This window comes from Arthrobacter sp. K5, from assembly GCF_040448525.1.
Lineage (GTDB): Bacteria > Actinomycetota > Actinomycetes > Actinomycetales > Micrococcaceae > Arthrobacter > Arthrobacter globiformis.
Window position 1 is genome coordinate 1,320,482 of sequence record NZ_CP159279.1, and the last position, 15,330, is coordinate 1,335,811.

19 protein-coding genes and 1 other RNA gene are annotated in these 15,330 nt (G+C 65.6%); 5 read left to right on the plus strand and 15 right to left on the minus strand.

Annotation, left to right across the window (positions count from 1 at the left end):
• Nucleotides 1–3 precede the first annotated feature (3 nt).
• From ABRP34_RS05905 to ABRP34_RS05915, 3 genes are read left to right on the plus strand one after another with little or no spacing between them, the layout of a single operon-like run.
• Nucleotides 4–717, plus strand: a complete 714-nt coding sequence (locus ABRP34_RS05905; protein WP_003804868.1) for a metal-dependent transcriptional regulator — start codon at nt 4–6, stop codon at nt 715–717.
• A 6-nt stretch (nt 718–723) separates the two neighbouring features.
• Complete coding sequence (locus tag ABRP34_RS05910; protein WP_353712565.1) at nt 724–1,215, plus strand: CrcB family protein; 492 nt, start codon at nt 724–726, stop codon at nt 1,213–1,215.
• On the plus strand, nt 1,212–1,577 hold the full coding sequence (locus ABRP34_RS05915) for a CrcB family protein (protein WP_353712566.1): 366 nt from the start codon (nt 1,212–1,214) through the stop codon (nt 1,575–1,577). Before ABRP34_RS05910 ends, ABRP34_RS05915 begins: the two co-directional genes overlap by 4 nt.
• 43 nt (nt 1,578–1,620) lie before the next feature.
• Here ABRP34_RS05915 and ABRP34_RS05920 read toward each other — a convergent pair whose 3' ends face one another.
• The gene (locus tag ABRP34_RS05920) at nt 1,621–3,006 is read right to left on the minus strand and encodes an MFS transporter (protein ID WP_353712567.1); all 1,386 of its coding nucleotides are present in this window, start codon (nt 3,004–3,006) and stop codon (nt 1,621–1,623) included.
• A gap of 22 nt (nt 3,007–3,028) precedes the next feature.
• On the opposite strand from ABRP34_RS05920, the gene ABRP34_RS05925 reads away from it, so the two are divergent.
• Both ABRP34_RS05925 and ABRP34_RS05930 read left to right on the plus strand, forming a co-directional pair.
• On the plus strand, nt 3,029–3,391 hold the full coding sequence (locus ABRP34_RS05925; protein ID WP_003804875.1) for a hypothetical protein: 363 nt from the start codon (nt 3,029–3,031) through the stop codon (nt 3,389–3,391).
• A 109-nt stretch (nt 3,392–3,500) separates the two neighbouring features.
• A complete protein-coding gene (locus ABRP34_RS05930) occupies nt 3,501–3,635 on the plus strand; it encodes a hypothetical protein (RefSeq protein ID WP_280959915.1) in 135 nt (44 codons plus the stop codon).
• A 71-nt stretch (nt 3,636–3,706) separates the two neighbouring features.
• On the opposite strand, the gene ABRP34_RS05935 is transcribed toward ABRP34_RS05930, so the two are convergent.
• From ABRP34_RS05935 to ABRP34_RS06000, 14 genes are all read right to left on the minus strand, one after another.
• On the minus strand, nt 3,707–4,690 hold the full coding sequence (locus ABRP34_RS05935; RefSeq protein ID WP_353712568.1) for a trypsin-like peptidase domain-containing protein: 984 nt from the start codon (nt 4,688–4,690) through the stop codon (nt 3,707–3,709).
• A 191-nt stretch (nt 4,691–4,881) separates the two neighbouring features.
• Nucleotides 4,882–5,250: a transfer-messenger RNA gene (ssrA, locus tag ABRP34_RS05940) on the minus strand.
• A gap of 116 nt (nt 5,251–5,366) precedes the next feature.
• Nucleotides 5,367–5,837: an SsrA-binding protein SmpB gene (gene smpB / locus ABRP34_RS05945; RefSeq protein WP_003804881.1), complete on the minus strand. Its 471-nt coding sequence runs from the start codon at nt 5,835–5,837 to the stop codon at nt 5,367–5,369.
• Nucleotides 5,838–5,951: 114 nt separating this feature from the next.
• A complete protein-coding gene (locus ABRP34_RS05950; RefSeq protein ID WP_003804882.1) occupies nt 5,952–7,340 on the minus strand; it encodes a M23 family metallopeptidase in 1,389 nt (462 codons plus the stop codon).
• 24 nt (nt 7,341–7,364) lie between these two features.
• The gene (ftsX, locus tag ABRP34_RS05955; RefSeq protein ID WP_003804884.1) at nt 7,365–8,279 is read right to left on the minus strand and encodes a permease-like cell division protein FtsX; all 915 of its coding nucleotides are present in this window, start codon (nt 8,277–8,279) and stop codon (nt 7,365–7,367) included.
• Complete coding sequence (gene ftsE, locus ABRP34_RS05960; RefSeq protein ID WP_353712569.1) at nt 8,276–9,070, minus strand: cell division ATP-binding protein FtsE; 795 nt, start codon at nt 9,068–9,070, stop codon at nt 8,276–8,278. The genes ftsX and ftsE overlap by 4 nt, the downstream gene beginning before the upstream one ends.
• Before the next feature lie 172 nt (nt 9,071–9,242).
• Nucleotides 9,243–10,358, minus strand: a complete 1,116-nt coding sequence (gene prfB / locus ABRP34_RS05965) for a peptide chain release factor 2 (RefSeq protein WP_043419576.1) — start codon at nt 10,356–10,358, stop codon at nt 9,243–9,245.
• A 66-nt stretch (nt 10,359–10,424) separates the two neighbouring features.
• Entirely contained in the window at nt 10,425–10,838 is a 414-nt protein-coding gene (locus ABRP34_RS05970; RefSeq protein WP_353712570.1) for a pilus assembly protein TadG-related protein, read from the minus strand.
• 65 nt (nt 10,839–10,903) lie between these two features.
• Nucleotides 10,904–11,524: a hypothetical protein gene (locus tag ABRP34_RS05975; RefSeq protein ID WP_353712571.1), complete on the minus strand. Its 621-nt coding sequence runs from the start codon at nt 11,522–11,524 to the stop codon at nt 10,904–10,906.
• On the minus strand, nt 11,505–11,816 hold the full coding sequence (locus tag ABRP34_RS05980) for a pilus assembly protein (protein WP_139023398.1): 312 nt from the start codon (nt 11,814–11,816) through the stop codon (nt 11,505–11,507). The genes ABRP34_RS05975 and ABRP34_RS05980 overlap by 20 nt, the downstream gene beginning before the upstream one ends.
• 87 nt (nt 11,817–11,903) lie before the next feature.
• A complete protein-coding gene (locus ABRP34_RS05985) occupies nt 11,904–12,152 on the minus strand; it encodes a hypothetical protein (protein ID WP_353712572.1) in 249 nt (82 codons plus the stop codon).
• 72 nt (nt 12,153–12,224) lie between these two features.
• Nucleotides 12,225–13,184 (minus strand): type II secretion system F family protein, encoded by a 960-nt coding sequence (locus ABRP34_RS05990; RefSeq protein ID WP_353712573.1) that lies wholly within the window; start codon nt 13,182–13,184, stop codon nt 12,225–12,227.
• A complete protein-coding gene (locus tag ABRP34_RS05995) occupies nt 13,181–14,035 on the minus strand; it encodes a type II secretion system F family protein (RefSeq protein WP_353712574.1) in 855 nt (284 codons plus the stop codon). Before ABRP34_RS05995 ends, ABRP34_RS05990 begins: the two co-directional genes overlap by 4 nt.
• Nucleotides 14,035–15,258 carry an ATPase, T2SS/T4P/T4SS family gene (locus tag ABRP34_RS06000; protein WP_353712575.1) on the minus strand — a complete coding sequence of 408 codons (1,224 nt, stop codon included), beginning with the start codon at nt 15,256–15,258 and terminating at the stop codon, nt 14,035–14,037. The genes ABRP34_RS05995 and ABRP34_RS06000 overlap by 1 nt, the downstream gene beginning before the upstream one ends.
• Nucleotides 15,259–15,330: the final 72 nt, after the last annotated feature.

Genomic DNA, 15,330 nt, shown 5'->3' on the forward strand with positions numbered 1-15,330 from the left:
ACTGTGAAGACCAGTACGCCCTCCTCCTCGATCGAGGACTACGTTAAGGTCATCTATTCCTTCACGGAGTGGCAGGACAAGCCCATCACCTCCACCCAGCTTGCGCAGCGCCTCGGCGTGGCCAATTCCTCGGTCTCCGAGATGGTGCGCAAGCTCAAGGACCAGGGCCTGGTCCTCCACAAGCCGTACAGCGCCATTACGCTCACGCCCCAAGGGGTCCGGCTGGCCCTCTCCATGGTCCGGCGGCACCGGCTCATCGAGACGTACCTGGTGAAGGACCTGGGATACAGCTGGGACGAAGTCCACGACGAGGCCGAACAGCTGGAACACGCGGTCTCGGACACGTTCATAGAGAGGCTGGCAGCCCGGCTGGGCAACCCGTCACGGGACCCGCACGGCGATCCCATCCCCGCGGCTGACGGAACCGTCCGGATGCCGTCGGCCCACCGGATGATCGAACTCGACGACGGCCACACCGGCAGGATCACCCGGATCAGCGACGAGAACCCGGAGCTGCTGCGCTATCTCGCCGCCGAAAAGATCAGCCTCGACGCCGACGTCGAGGTGCGCGGCCGCAAGCCCTTCGGCGGTGCGCTCGTGGTCCGCATCGGTTCCCCCGGGACCAGCCGCGACGTTGACCTCGCCGACGAAGTGGCCTCCGCGCTGTGGATCCACAGCGACTCCGCGCATCCCGGCTGCCGCATGGCCGGCCTGTAGTCGCAGGTGCGGGCTCCCCTGGCCGGCGGCACTGGCACCGCCCACAAGACGGACTCCGGCTACGGTTGGCGGGTCTGGACGGCGGTGGCAGCCGGCGGGCTGCTCGGCACGGAGCTCCGGTACATGCTGGGACTGCTGTTCCCGGACCAGCCGGGAGAAATACCGTGGGCCACTCTGGGCATCAACATCGTTGGCAGCTTCGTGCTGGCGGCCCTCACCACCATCTGGATCGCGCGGCCGCAGACCGCGTTCTGGCTCCGTGCGGCCATCGGGCCGGGCGTGCTGGGCTCTTTCACCACCTTTTCCGCCGTCGTCTTTTCCACGGACCAACTGACCCGATCCGGACTCCCCGGGGTGGGACTTCTCTATCTGGGGCTGTCCGTCCTGCTGGGGCTGGCGGCGGCCGCCGCCGGTTGGCGGACCGGCAGGGTGCTGGGCGCTTCCCGTGGCTTCGGCGGCACCGGGCCCTTCGGCGGTACCGACGGGACCGGACCGTGACGGCACTCCTCGTGGGCCTCTTCGGCATCGCCGGCGCCCTCGCCAGGTTCGCCGTGGACGGCTGGCTGGCCGGGTTCCCGTCGCCGCGGCGGCACTGGCCTTGGGCTACCCTGCTGGTCAACGTGGCCGGCTCGTTCGTGATCGGGCTGTCGGTGAGCGTCACTTCGGTGTTCGGCCCCGAATGGCACGCCGCCCTGGCCGCCGGGTTCGCCGGCGGTCTGACCACATTCAGCTCCTGGACCACTGCGACGGTGCGGCTGGCCAGCGAACGGCGCTACCTCGCCGCCGCCGCCAACATCCTCGCCAACCTGCTGCTGGGGCTGGCTGCCGCCGCGGCAGGGCTTGCCATTAGCGGCGGCTAGCCGGATCAACGGGCGCTAGCCGGATTGGCGGCGGCTAGCCGGATCAACTGGGGCTAGCCGGTACCGGGTTGCGGATTCCGACGGCGGAACAGGCCCCACCGAGCAACAGCAGTGCCGCCGTGGCCAGCAGCGCGCGGTGCAGGCCCGGCGTCGTCAGCTCGGGACCCACGATGAACCCCGCAAACGCGATGCAGACCAGGCCGGCGATTCGTGAGACCGCATTGTTCACCGCGGAGCCCACGCCCGCCTGCTTCTCAGGAACGGATCCCAGGATGGCCGCCGTCAGCGGTGCCACCGTCATGGAAAGGCCGAGGCCGAACACCAGCTGCCCGGGCAGGACCTGGGTCCAGTAGTTCAGGGAGCCGCCAACGGACAGCGTGAGCAGGAATCCGGCCGCACACAGCACCGGCCCGGCAGTCATGAACCACCGCGGCCCGTGCTTGCCGGCGAGTCTCCCGAAAAACGATGCCAGCAGCATCAGGATCACCGTAGAGGGCAGCAGAGCCAGGCCGGCGGTGGTTGCCTTCATGCCGCCCACCTGCTGGATGTAGATGCCCAGTGCAAAAAACCCAAGGGAAAACCCGCCATATATCGCGGCGGTGGCGATGTTGCCCCAGCCGAAGTTGCGGACAGTGAACATGCGCAGGGGCAGAAGCGGCGCGGCTGTCCGAGATTCATGGACGAGGAAAAGCACGGTGGCGACGAGACCTGCGGCCAGCGGCAGCCAGACCTGCGGGCTGCCCCACCCCACGCTCCCCTGCTCGATCAGTCCATAGACCGGTCCGCCAAGTGCAACGACGGCCAGGAGTGCCCCCGCAATGTCGATTCCGGCAGAGCTGGTGGCAGCATCCGCCTTCCGCAGCCTGGTCAGGACTGGCCAGATGGCCGCCGCCGGCAGGACGTTGACGAAGAAGATGACCCGCCACGAGAGCAGGTCCACCGATATGCCGCCAATCAAAGGGGCTACGATGGCGGCGGCGCTTGTCCACGCCGACCATTTGCCGATGGCTGCCCCCTGCGCGGCACTATCGAAGTGGCTGACGATCAGCGCCAGCGAGCTGGGCACCAGGAGTGCTCCCGCCACGCCCTGCAGCCCCCGGCTGACCACCAGTATTTCGCCGGTCCACGCTGCCCCGCAGAGAACCGAGGTGAGGGCAAACCCGCCCAGCCCCCACTGCAGCACACGCACCCTCCCGAAATGGTCCGACAGCGAGCCCGCCGCCAGGATGAGGGCACCCAGAGTCAGGAGGTAGGCGTCCACCACCCACTGCTGGATGCGGAGGCCGCCGCCGAGTTCCCTGCCGATGGCGGGCAGTGCCAGACTGACCACGAAGCTGTCGAGGATCGCCATGAAGGACGCCACGATCGCGACCGCCAGGACCTGTCGCTGGAGGCGCGTGGGCGCGGTGGTCTGGCTGGCATCGCTCATGACTTACCGTATCGTGGACTGGATGATCAGCAGACGTGATGCGGCAATTGCCCTGGATGTACCACTGGAAATGGCGCAGCGCCACGGCATTCCCAAGCTTCTGACCGAAGCCGAGCTGGGTGAGCTGCTGGACAATCCCCCCGCCTGGCTCGTCCAGTCCCGCGCCAACCGGACAGGGAAAAGGCCGGTGTGGGTGCATCTCGTCTGCGCGGTCTGTGGTTACGAGGAGGCGGCCCGGCCAAAGAAGTGGTGGCCCGAGTTCACCTATGTCGTTTGCGATCATCACCGGCCCTCAGAAGTTCCCCGGCCGGCGCCCGGGTTCATACGGAGCGAGTTCGACGGTGTGGGCACCAGGTTTGTGGGAATCGCCGACGTCGCTGGCTGACGCGGCGGCCTGTGCAGAGGGCGTAGCCGGGCAGTTACATTTGGGCTGGAACAGGCGTAATTTACGTAGGGAGGGGCATCCTCCTGCCCCTCTGACGAGGGAGCACGCCATGCCGGACAAGTCGCCGCACCAGCAACAGCACAAGAAAGCAGCCAAGACCATTAAACAGAAACGCGCGGACAAGAAAGCCAAGGCCCCGATTGAGGGAGCCCCGGACCCTGTGGCGCATCTGAAGAAACGCTGATTGCCGGACAACATAAGTTAGGGGTGGCCAGGGATCTCCTGGCCACCCCGTTGTTTGTCTCCGGTTCCTGCCTATCCCCAGTCCGCCATTTCGCCGGGAACCGCTGATACGTCAGTGAGGTGTCCGTCGCGAAGGACGGATATGTTCATCGGGACACCGATGGCCTCGGCAAAAAGCAGTTTCTGCAGGCTCTCGGCATTGCTGACAGCACGCGAGCCTACCCGCAGTAGCACATCGCCGGTCCGCAGACCTGCCTGCTCCGCCGGGGAACCGGACAGGACCTCCACCACTCGCAGCCCCTCCCGCTGGCCGGTGCGGACCACTTCGCTGGCACCCAGGCGGATCGGGGTGCTGACCACTCCAAGATATGCGCGCCGGACCCGGCCGTCCGACAGGAGCGCGGAGATGATCCGGCGCGACGTGCTGTTGACGGGAACCGCCAGCCCCAGCCCGGCGCCGGCCACCGCAGTGTTGATTCCCACGATCCGGCTTCGTGAGTCGGCCAGTGCCCCGCCGGAACTGCCGGCGTTCAAGGCGGCGTCGGTTTGGATGACATCCTCAATGACCCTGCGGTTGCGTCCGGCCCAGACGGGGATGGCGCGTCCCAGTCCGCTGACCACACCTGCCGTCACCGAGCCCGACAGTCCGAGCGGGTTCCCGACGGCTATCACCAACTGCCCCACCTGCAGAGACTCGGCGTCACCGAACTCCGCCGGCGCGACATGCGGGGCGCGGCCCCGGACCACAGCAAGATCGGACAGCGGATCCGCGCCCACCACCTCCAGATCAGTACCGGAGCCGTCAGCGAAGACGGCACGGCCTTTCTGTGTCCCGGCCACCACGTGGGCGTTGGTCAGCAGGTAGCCATCCTCGGTAAATAGAACCGCGGATCCGGCGCCGACCCGGAACCGTCCGTTGCGCCGGTTCCCCGTCATCTCAATGGCGGCCACATGGGGTGTAACGGTCCTGGCCACCCTGATGACCGTCTCCGAATAGGCGTCGAGCGCCGCGCCGTCGTCGACCGGACCCGTTTCGTTTGCAGCCGCCGTGGACATGGCATGCCTCCCTACCGCTGGGTTTCGAATCGCTGGATTCGTGATACCTGTCACAACTCCGTCGGCAGGGCGGGTAGTCCCGTGCGGGCTACGCCGTGGGTGAACAGCAACAGTTGCAGCACCTGGGCCAGCAGCTTAAACAAAGAACGCCCGGACCGAGGTCCGGGCGTTCCCCGTCAGGTAACGGGATTTAGTGGAGATGGGGGGAATTGAACCCCCGTCCGATGTCGTGTTGTCAGGGCTTCTCCGGGCGCAGTTTGCGTCGGATTTTCTCGGCCCCAGCCGTCCTGCAAACAGGCGGCTGATCCGGGCCCAGTCATCTAAGAGTCCCGTTTACTCCGATGACGGGAGCAAACAGCAGTGGCTATCTAAATGACGCCAGGATCCGGGGCGATAGCATCCCCGGGCTGACGGACTGAACTACTGCTTAGGCAGCGAGTTCGAAGTCAGTGCGCTTAGATTCGGCACTTATTGGTTTGCAGACAGCGTTTACGAGATAATTCTGCATCCTCGGCCCGCTTCACCTGTCGCGACTAACATCGTCGAAACCGATCATCCCCGTATTTTGTTACCAAACCGGCGGAGCGCAGGTTCAGAACCTGATCCCTGCCGGACTACCAAGCATAACGCATCGGAACGGCATTTCATTCCAGCCGGCGCACGCGCGTCGGCAGCCCTAGCGCCGGTTGCGTTCCCGCATGACGCGGAGGGCCTCGCGCTTGTCCTGCTGTTCGCGAAGGGTCTGGCGCTTGTCGTAGTCCTTCTTACCGCGGGCGATGCCGATCTCCACCTTGGCCCGGCCGTCCACGAAATACAGCTGCAGCGGGACAATGGTGAAACCTGATTCGCGGATCTTGTGCGAGATCTTGATGAGTTCTTCGCGGTGCAGCAGGAGTTTCCGCCGCCGGCGGGCCGCATGGTTGGTCCAGCTGCCCTGGTTGTACTCAGGGATGTGGATGCCTTCCATCCAGAGCTCGTCGTTGTAGAAGGTGCAGAACCCGTCGACCATGGAGGCGTGGCCTTCGCGGAGGGACTTCACCTCAGTCCCCATGAGCGCGATGCCCGCCTCGTAGGTGTCCATGACGTGGTAGTCGTGCCGGGCCTTCCGGTTGGTGGCCACGACTTTACGGCCACTTTCTTTGGGCACGGTTCAACTCCTCAGTTCTCGGTACTGGCTGTTCCGGCGGCACCGGAACAAAGTCTTACTATTCTACGCAGGTGCGCCGGCTGCCCCGCGTCGCCAGGCGGCCGGCGCCCTACGTCAGAGCAGGCGCATCGGGTCAACCGCCTCGCCGTTCAGCCAGGTCTCAAAGTGCGAGTGGCAGCCCGTGGAGTTCCCGGTGGTACCCGAGTAGGCGATAAGCTGCCCCTGGCTGACCTGCTGTCCGACGGAGACCACCACGCTGGTGTTGTGGTAGTAGATCGTGGTCAGCGAGTTGCCCTGGACCACGCCATGCGAGATTTTGACGTTGTTTCCGCCGCCGTCGTCCGCCCATCCGGCTGAGAAAACGGTGCCGGCTGCGGCGGCGTACACCGGCGTGCCGCAGGCGGCACCGAAGTCAATGCCGGTGTGCATGTATCCGCCTGCACCGTAGAAGTCGATGGTGCCGGGCGGCGTCGCCCGCCACCCGAAACCGGACGTGATGGGTACGCTGCCGGGGAATGGGTGGCGGAGGCCAAAGGCCGACGGCGGACCTGCCACCGGAGGCACGTAAGGCTTGGGCTGCTCGCCCTTGGCCTTCGCCGCTGCCGCGGCTGCGGCTGCGATCCGCCGCTGCTCGGCGAGCCACGCCTCGCGCAGCCTGCGGTCGCGCTCTTTGATTTCGGCGGCGACGGCGTCCTGGCGCGCCTTGACGCCAGCCAGCTTCTTCTGAATTCCGGGCTTGGCTGCCTCGAGTTCGTTGTTCAGGCGCGTGGTGTCCGCGATGAGCTTGTCCACCTTGGCCTTCTTGGCGGCGGCCTCGTCGCGGGCGGCTTTCTCTTTGGCAAGCGCCGCGTCAGCCTTGGCCTTGAGCTCCTTGATCTCCGCTTCGACAGCCTGCAGGCGGGCCTGCGAGTTGACGTTGGTGGCGTTCTGCTGGGTCAGCTTTTCCATTGCGGAGTTCTGGCTGCGCAGCGCCTGGTCGGCCATGTCCATCGTGTCCGTGAGGCTGCCGGTGTTGTTGGAGCCGAAGAACAGCGTGAGGTCGGAGGGCACGCCGCCCGATTTGTATGCTTGGGTGGCGATCTGGCCGATCAGCTTCTTGGTGCTGGCGATCTTTTGCTTGTCTGCGTCCAGCTGCTGGGTGATCTTCGCCTTGTTCTGCTGCGCGAGATCCACCCTGGCAGCGAGGGCTTCCACTTCCTTGACGGCACTCGCCACGCGGCCCTGGGCCTCGAGCAGCGCCTGCTGCGCGGCCGGAAGCTGTCCGCGGTAGATCACGAGGTCCCCGGCTGCCTTGGAAATTTTTGCATCGACGAATTCGAGCGACTGCTGGACCCGGGCGGCTTCGGCCTTCAGGGCGGCCTGCTGGTCCTCAAGGTCGTCCGCGAAGGCGGCCGGCGCTGACGCACCCAGGCTCGCGGCCAGCATGAGTGCCACTGCGGCACTGAGAATCCTGCGCTGGCGCCCCGCCGGGCTCTTTCGAATGGGCCTGCCGGAACTCGTCATGGGCATTCCTTCGGTGAGCATGGCCTACACCCTCAAGTATCGGCGGAGCGTGAGCAGAGATGAAGTGCCCGCCAGAACAACACCCAGCCCCACCAGTGCCGGGGCGAGGAGCAGGGTCTGTGCCGGCGAGATGAACGCTGTATCCGGATATTGCTTGGACAGGTATTCGCCCAGGAAGAAGTGGGCCACGGCCCACAGCGTTCCGGACGCGAGGGCTGCGCCGATGACCGCCGCGATCACGCCTTCGAGGATGAAGGGCAGCTGGATCACTGTCTTTGACGCTCCCACGAGCCGCATGATCCCCGTTTCCCGGCGCCGGCTGAACGCCGAGAGCCGGATTGTGGTGGCGATGAGCAGGATGGCGCACACCGTCATCACTCCGGCGATGATTACTGCGACGAGGGACGCCGCGTTCATCACGGAGAAGAGCCGCTCCAGGACCTGGCGCTGGTCGATGACGGTTTCCACGCCCGGCTGCGAGGCGAAGGTCTCGCTGATGATCTGGTACTTCTCGGGGTCCTTCATGTTGATCCGGAATGAGGCGGGAAGCTGGTCCGGCGTGACCGAATCGACGATGGGAGAGTTCGAGAACTGCTCCTTGAAGTGCTTGTAGGCGTCGTCCTTGGACTCGAACTGGAAGTCGTTGATGTACTGGGCGACTGCGGGCGATTCCAGCAGGGTCCGCACGTTGTCCTGCTGTTCGGCCGTCACCGGACCCGAGGCGCAGCCGGCCGCCGTCGACCCTTCACCGCAAAGGAAGATGGCCACCTGGACCTTGTCATACCAGTAGCCCTTCATCTGGTTGATCTGCAGCTGGAGCATCCCCGCCGCACCCACGAAGGTCAGGGACACGAAGGTGACCAGGATGACGGAGACGACCATCGACAGGTTTCGCCGCAGGCCGCCGCCGATCTCGCCGAGGATGAACTGGAGCCTCACAGCCGGCCCTCCCCTGCCTGGTCGCGGACCGCCTCGCCACGCGGGTCCGCGGCGTCGTCGCGTCCGCTGGCGTCCTTGAGCCGTCGGGACTGGCCGACGACGGGGATCATCGACGTGTAGAGGGCCCTGGCTTCGTCGCGGATGACCCTGCCGTTCTTGAGCTCCACCACTCGCTTGCGCATCTCGTTCACGATGTCGTCGTCGTGAGTGGCCATGACCACGGTGGTGCCGTTCTGGTTGATCTTGTCCAGCACCCCCATGATGCCCATCGACGTGGTGGGGTCCAGGTTGCCGGTGGGCTCGTCGGCCAGCAGGATGCCGGGGCGGTTGACCACGGCGCGGGCAATGGCAACGCGCTGCTGCTCACCGCCGGAGAGCTCGTGGGGCATGCGCTTCTCCTTGCCCTCCAGGCCTACGGTCTTGAGCACTTCGGGGACAGTGTCGCGGATGACGCTGCGGCTCTTGCCGATCACCTGCATGGCAAAGGCAACATTGGCGAAGACGTTTTTCTGCGGCAGCAGGCGGAAGTCCTGGAACACCACGCCGATTCCGCGGCGCAGTCGGGGCACGCGCCAGCTGGAGATGTTGGCTACGTTCTGGCCGGCGACGTAGACCGTGCCGGAGGTGGCGCGGTCCTCCTTGAGGACGAGGCGCAGGAACGTGGACTTGCCGGATCCTGACGCGCCGACGAGGAAGGCGAATTCACCACGGTCAATTTCAAGGCTGACAGAATCCAGGGCGGGCCTGGCCTTCTGGTCGTAGACCTTGGTGACATTTTCGAAACGGATCATGACCCTAAAACCCTGCAGGACACGGCTTTAAGGGCATGGTCTGCAACCGGTGCGGGGGCTTTCGCTAGGGGGAAGTAGAGCTCCGGCCTCTCGACTATACGCACGGGCTGCCATGCTCAGGCGGGACTCAGGGGGGCGTGTCGCGGGATTGCGTCCCTTGCCCCTGGCGCGTCTAGCGTTCGGCGTTGCGGTTGTCGGTGCGCCAGCGGATCCCGGCTTCGATGAAGTCGTCAATGGCGCCGTCCAGCACGGCGGAGGTGTTTCCCACCTCATGCTCAGTGCGGAGGTCCTTGACCATCTGGTATGGGTTCAGGACGTAGGAGCGCATCTGGTCGCCCCAGGACGCCTTGACGTCGCCGGCGAATGCCTTCTTCTCGGCGTCTTCCTGCTCCTTCTTGAGCAGCAGGAGCCGCGACTGGAGGACCCTCATCGCGGCGGCGCGGTTCTGCAGCTGCGATTTCTCGTTCTGCATGGATACCACCGTGCCGGTGGGTATGTGCGTCAGGCGGACCGCGGAGTCGGTGGTGTTCACCGATTGGCCGCCGGGGCCGGACGAGCGGAAGACGTCCACGCGGATTTCGTTGTCCGGGATGTCAATGGAGTCTGTCTGTTCGATCAGCGGAATGACTTCCACAGCAGCAAACGACGTCTGCCGGCGCCCCTGGTTGTCGAACGGGCTGATCCTGACCAGCCGGTGTGTTCCCGCCTCGACGCTGAGCGTGCCGAACGCATACGGCGCATTAACCTCGAAGGTGGCGGACTTGAGGCCCGCTTCCTCCGCGTAGGAGGTGTCCATGACGGTGGTCGGGTAGCCGTGGCGTTCCGCCCACCGGAGGTACATGCGCAGCAGCATCTCGGCAAAGTCCGCGGCATCAACGCCGCCGGCACCGGAGCGGATGGTGACCACGGCCTCGCGCTCGTCGTACTCGCCGGACAGCAGGGTGACGACTTCAAGGTCCTTCAGCGACTTGCGGATGGACTCCAGCTCCGCCTCCGCCTCCCCCATGGAGTCGGCGTCGTCCTCGTCCTGGCCGAGCTCCACCAGCACCTCAAGGTCATCGATGCGGGAAGCCAGGGTGTTGAGCCGCTCCAGTTCGGACTGCCGGTGCGACAGCCGAGAGGTGATGACCTGCGCAGCCGCAGGGTCATCCCAGAGGTCCGGCTCGCCGGCACGCTCGCTCAGTTCTGCGATCTCTTCCTTGAGCGCCTCGACATCGGTGACCTGTTCGATGGAGGTATAGGTGCCGCGCAACGCGCGGATTTCTGCAGCAAAATCAATTTGAGCCATGGTTGTTTAAGCGTACGCTATCCGCCCTAACCGGCTGCGCCCGGCGCGGGGTGCCGGCGGACCAGGCTATCGGGTCAGCCGCGAGCGCGCGGTGGATGACGCCGCAATGGTGATGCCGTCCGGGATGAGGAAATTGACCACCGGCGGGTGCACCGTGGCGCTGAGAACCACGACGGCGGTGGAACCGTCGGGCGTGCCCGTTCCGGATGCGACGGCCAGCCCGGCAACCCGGCCGAAGGCGCCGTTGCGGCTGAGATAGTCGGCTGCGACGTTCCGGACCCGGTCACCGTTCAGCAGTGCCGAGGGAGTGCCGCCGGCCGTTTCGACCTGGCCGAGCGTGTAGGAGTCGGCGGCGGCCACCGAAGCGCCGTCCGCGAGCGACAGGAGTTTCTTGTGCTCGATGTAAAGGCTGGAGGCCGCCATGACCACGGTGCTGACCAGCAGGGCCAGCATGACGAATCCGATGATGAGGACTGTCATTTGCCCATCCTCGTCACGACCCGCTCGCGCTGACCGGGCGGGGGTGCGGCCAGCTGCAGGAAGCATCAACGGAACCTGCCCACAACCTGAGTGGCCGAGGCGCTCAGCTGGCCGGCGTTGAGCCGAAGTGCCTCCCCAAAGGGCACGAAAGGCAACGGCACGGTAAGCCGCACGGTGACGGTGACAGCTGAGCCCGCCGCCATGCAGTCGCCTCCGGAGTCACAATTGATCTCAACGCTGGCGTTCCCGGCGGGATGGCCGTAATCGGCAAGGGCCACCATGGTGGCCTGCTCTGCTGCCGCCCGGCCAGACGATGCATCGGGCCGGGTTACGAAGACCTTGGCCGCCTGGTCAGCTGCACCCACCACGGCGAAGGAGCCGCCCTGGATCTGCCCAACCGTGATGATGAAGTAGACCACGGGCACCATGAGGAGCAGTCCAAGGAACGTGAACTCGACCACCGCACTCCCCCGCTGCCCGCCGTCGCACCCAGAGTTTTCCGGGTCGCGGGTGCTTTCCGGGTCGCGGGTGCTTTCCGGGTCACGGGTGCTTTCCGCGTCTCGGGCGCGGTGGGCGCCGAGAGTGCCGGGGCGCCCACGGCCGTCAAGGCAGAGAGCCTCCCGGAGCCTGCACGCAACCCTGCTGGTGAGGTGCCGCCGCCCGCGGTCAGCCGGTGATCGCGGCATGTCCGGTGACCTCCAGCCCTTCGCGGGGACCGATCAGACCGATGACCGGCAACGGGGCCCTGACAGTAACTTCCAGCGTCCGCAGCCCTTGGAATGTGACTTCGCGCGTTTCGATGTCCCGGGCGAAGTCCGCGTTGAGCGCCGTACCGATGAGCTCGCCGGTGCGGCGCCGGGCGTCGTCCGCGCTGCGGTCCGCCAGGGTTCCGTACCGGGCGCCGGAAGCCGCAGCATCGATGAGTGTGTTCCGGACGTGCAGGATGAGCGCGAGCTGGATGATGGACACAAAAAACATGGTCAGAAGGGCACCCACGAGCACAAAGTCGACCACAGCAGCACCGCTCTCGCGCCCGGAGGTGTCCGCGCCGGTCCCGTTCACAGGCTACTTTCCGACCGTGTCCATTGCCTGGTTGAACATGGCTTCCAGTGCCGGACCGGCCAGGGCCAGCAGCGCGGCGACAAGGACCGCCGACATCAGGGTGATCATGACCCAGCCGGGCACATCCCCGCGCTCAGGATGGTCCGCCGACGTCGCGATCTTCCAGGGGCGCAGGACTGCAGCCAAGGAGTGGCCGATCAGGGCCGTCACCGCGGCGACAAGTACTAGTCCGTGCCTGGCCATGAATGTCATGTGCTTCCCTTTTCTGCGAGTTTGTATGTTGTTGGGCATGGCCACTGCCAGCGGTTGCCGGAGCAGCGGGGGTCAAAAATTCAGGCTGAGTGCCGCTATTCCGGGGAACACGGCAAACACCACGGTCAGGGGCAGCACGCCAAAGACAAGCGGCACCATCATTGCGATTTCCTTCTTGCCGGCGGATTCCATCAGCTCACGCTTGGCCGTATCCCGGACGTCCTGGGCCTGGGCTCTCAGGACTTCGGCCAGTGGCGTTCCGCGCTCCACCGCGACGATGATGCCGTCAACGAAGCGGATCAGCGGCCCGAGATCCGTGCGCGCGGAAAACTCCTGAAGCGCCTCCACCAGGGGCTTCCCCGCCCGGGTTTCGGCCAGGACCCCGCTGAATTCTTTGGAGAGCTCACCCTTGGCAGTCCTGCAGACGCGGTCGAGGGCGCCGGTGGCGCTTTCCCCGGCGCCCACCGCGAGCGCAATCATCTCCGCCAGGCTCGGGAACTCTGCCAGCATCCGTTCCTCGCGCCGCCGGATCTGCACGCCCAGCCAGTAATCACGGAAGAGGAAGCCGCCGATCCCGCTGCCGACTGAGATCGCCACGGCCAGGACGGGACTGAACCTCCCGGCCAGCGCCGCCGCCAGGATGACGCTGACGGCAGCAATGAACGCGCAGAGTGCCCAGAAGAGCTGCTGGGCCCTGAAGTCCAGGGGCGACTTGTCGATGCGTGCCTGGGCGAGCCTGCGGCTGAGGGCTGCGGAGCCAAGGTTGAACCGGGCCAGTTTGGCGGTGGCTTCCCTGATCAGCGGGCGGAGTATGCGTTCGAGGGGACCAAACGGAGTGAGGATGTGTTCCTCCGCCCGCAGGAGCCTTGATTCGAGGTTTTGGGACCTGAGCTGCGGTTCGATGCGTTCCACGAAACTGACGGACCGCATGAACGGGAGCCTGACAAGGAGCAGCCACAGACCCGCCCCGAGGAGTGCGCCGCAGAGCATCGCTGCCGCTGGCACTGGGGTTATGGCAGCGGCGGTGGTCATCGCAATACCCGCTCTTCCTCCGGGAGGGCTCCGATCTTCAGCATGACCGAATAGCACACCAGCGACACCACCAGGCCTCCCAACAGCACGGCCGCTCCAATGGGGGTGTTGTACGCAGCCACGGCCTCCGGACGACTGACCAGTAGCAGCATGACAATCCACGGGGCCGCGACTGCCAGCCGGGCAGCGTTGACTGTCCACGACTGCCGCGCTTCAAGCTCGCTGCGGGTCCGGGCGCTTTCGCGCAGGAACTCTGCGAGCGTCCCGAGCAGCTTGCCGAGATCGGAGCCGCCCACCTCCCTGGTGAGCCGGAGTGCCTCGATGATGCGGTCGGCTACCGGGTCTGCCAGCCGGTCTTTGAGCCTGTTCAGGGACGCGTCGAACTGGCCACCTGAGCGGTAATCCGAGCCGAAGTCGCGGAACACGTGCCGCAGTTCCTCGGGTCCCTTGTCGCCCAGCTGTATCAGTGCCTCCGGCAAAGACAGCCCGGCCCGAATAGCCGACCGCAGGTGATCGACGACGTCGGGCCAGACCCGCCGCAGAATGGCACCGCGTCTCTTGGCCCGCCATTTGACCACCGCCACCGGAAGCCAGCCGCCGAACAGGCCAAAGCAAACCGAAATGGGCCAGGACCTGCTCACGGCGAAAAAGGCCAGGGTCGCAAAGGCGCCAAGGCCCAGGCAGCTGCCGATGAGACCGGCACCGGTGACCTTTTCAATGCCGGCAGACAACAAGAGGTCATGGAGACGGCTTGTCCGCCGTCCACGTTTGGGGCGCGCGGGCTGGTCCCAGGCCGACCACCAGATGAGGAACAGCCCTGCACCCGTCAGAACTCCCAGCAGCGCAGCCATCAGCGCGGGTCCAAAAGCGCCGCGACTTCATAACCGGCCCTCGCGAATTTCTCCTCCGCCGGCATGGTGTTGGCCGTCGGCTCCAGCAGGCCGCCGATCATGGAAAAAATCATCGAGGACTCGATAATTCCGTTCTCGACCCGCCTGCCCAGGGAGAGGATTTCCGTCACCTGCCTGCGCCCGTTTGCCGTGCGGCTGCAGTGAACCACCAGATCAATGCACGAGGCCACGGTCGGAACCACAAACGCGCTGGAAATGTTGTCGCCGGCGAGCAGCGGGAGCGTGCACATCTTGGTTACGGCGTCGTGCGCTGAATTTGCGTGGACGGTGCACATCCCCGGCAGCCCGCTGTTAAGGGCGATCAGCATGTCGAGGCTCTCTGCTTCCCGGACCTCGCCCACCACCAGGCGGTCAGGCCGCATCCGGAGGGCTTCCTTGACCAGCCGCCGGAGCGGGATTTCTCCTTCGCCTTCGAGATTGGGCTGCCGGCATTGCAGCCCGACAACATCGCGCAGCGGAAACTGCAGTTCGAAGATCTCCTCGACCGTCACGACGCGCTCCCGGCTGCCTATGCTGGCCGCGAGGCAGTTCAGGAGTGTGGTCTTTCCCGCCTGTGTGGCACCGGAGACCAGGATGTTGAGTCCGCTCGCGACGGCGGCGCCCAGGAATCGCCCGGACTGCGGCGTCAGCGTGCCCAGCTCCACGAGATGCTCCAGCCGCGTTGCCTTCACAACGAATTTGCGGATGTTGACGGCCCAATGACGCCTGGTGACATCCGGAATCACCACGTGCAGGCGGGATCCGTCAGGCAGTGACGCATCCACGAAGGGCGATGAGATGTCCAGCCGCCGCCCCGAGCTCTTCAGCATGCGCTCAACCAGGTCCCGGACCTGCTGATCCGTCAGACTCAGTGACGTGAGTTCGGATTCGCCGTTCCGTGCGACATAGATTTCCGTCGGTGCGTTGATCCAGATTTCCTCAATCCCCGGATCATCGAGCAACGGTTGGAGGGCGCCGAACCCGGCCACAGCGTCGAAGACAAAACGCCGTGCCGACTCCAGTGGCCCGAGCGGCGGAAGCGGACCCATAAGGGCACGCTCGTCATAGTCGGTCACGGCCGCTTCCACGAGCCGCCTGACCTCGGCAGCCTGGTGCAACGGATCGAGACCCCGCCTCCGGATCAGCTCCCGGACTTCATCCTCGACAATGCGTACTGCATCCATGAATTCCCCCGAATGACTGCCGGCCCCAGCGGAGGCAGAACATCTGGGTTAAAGCTAAGTGATTGCTTCCGA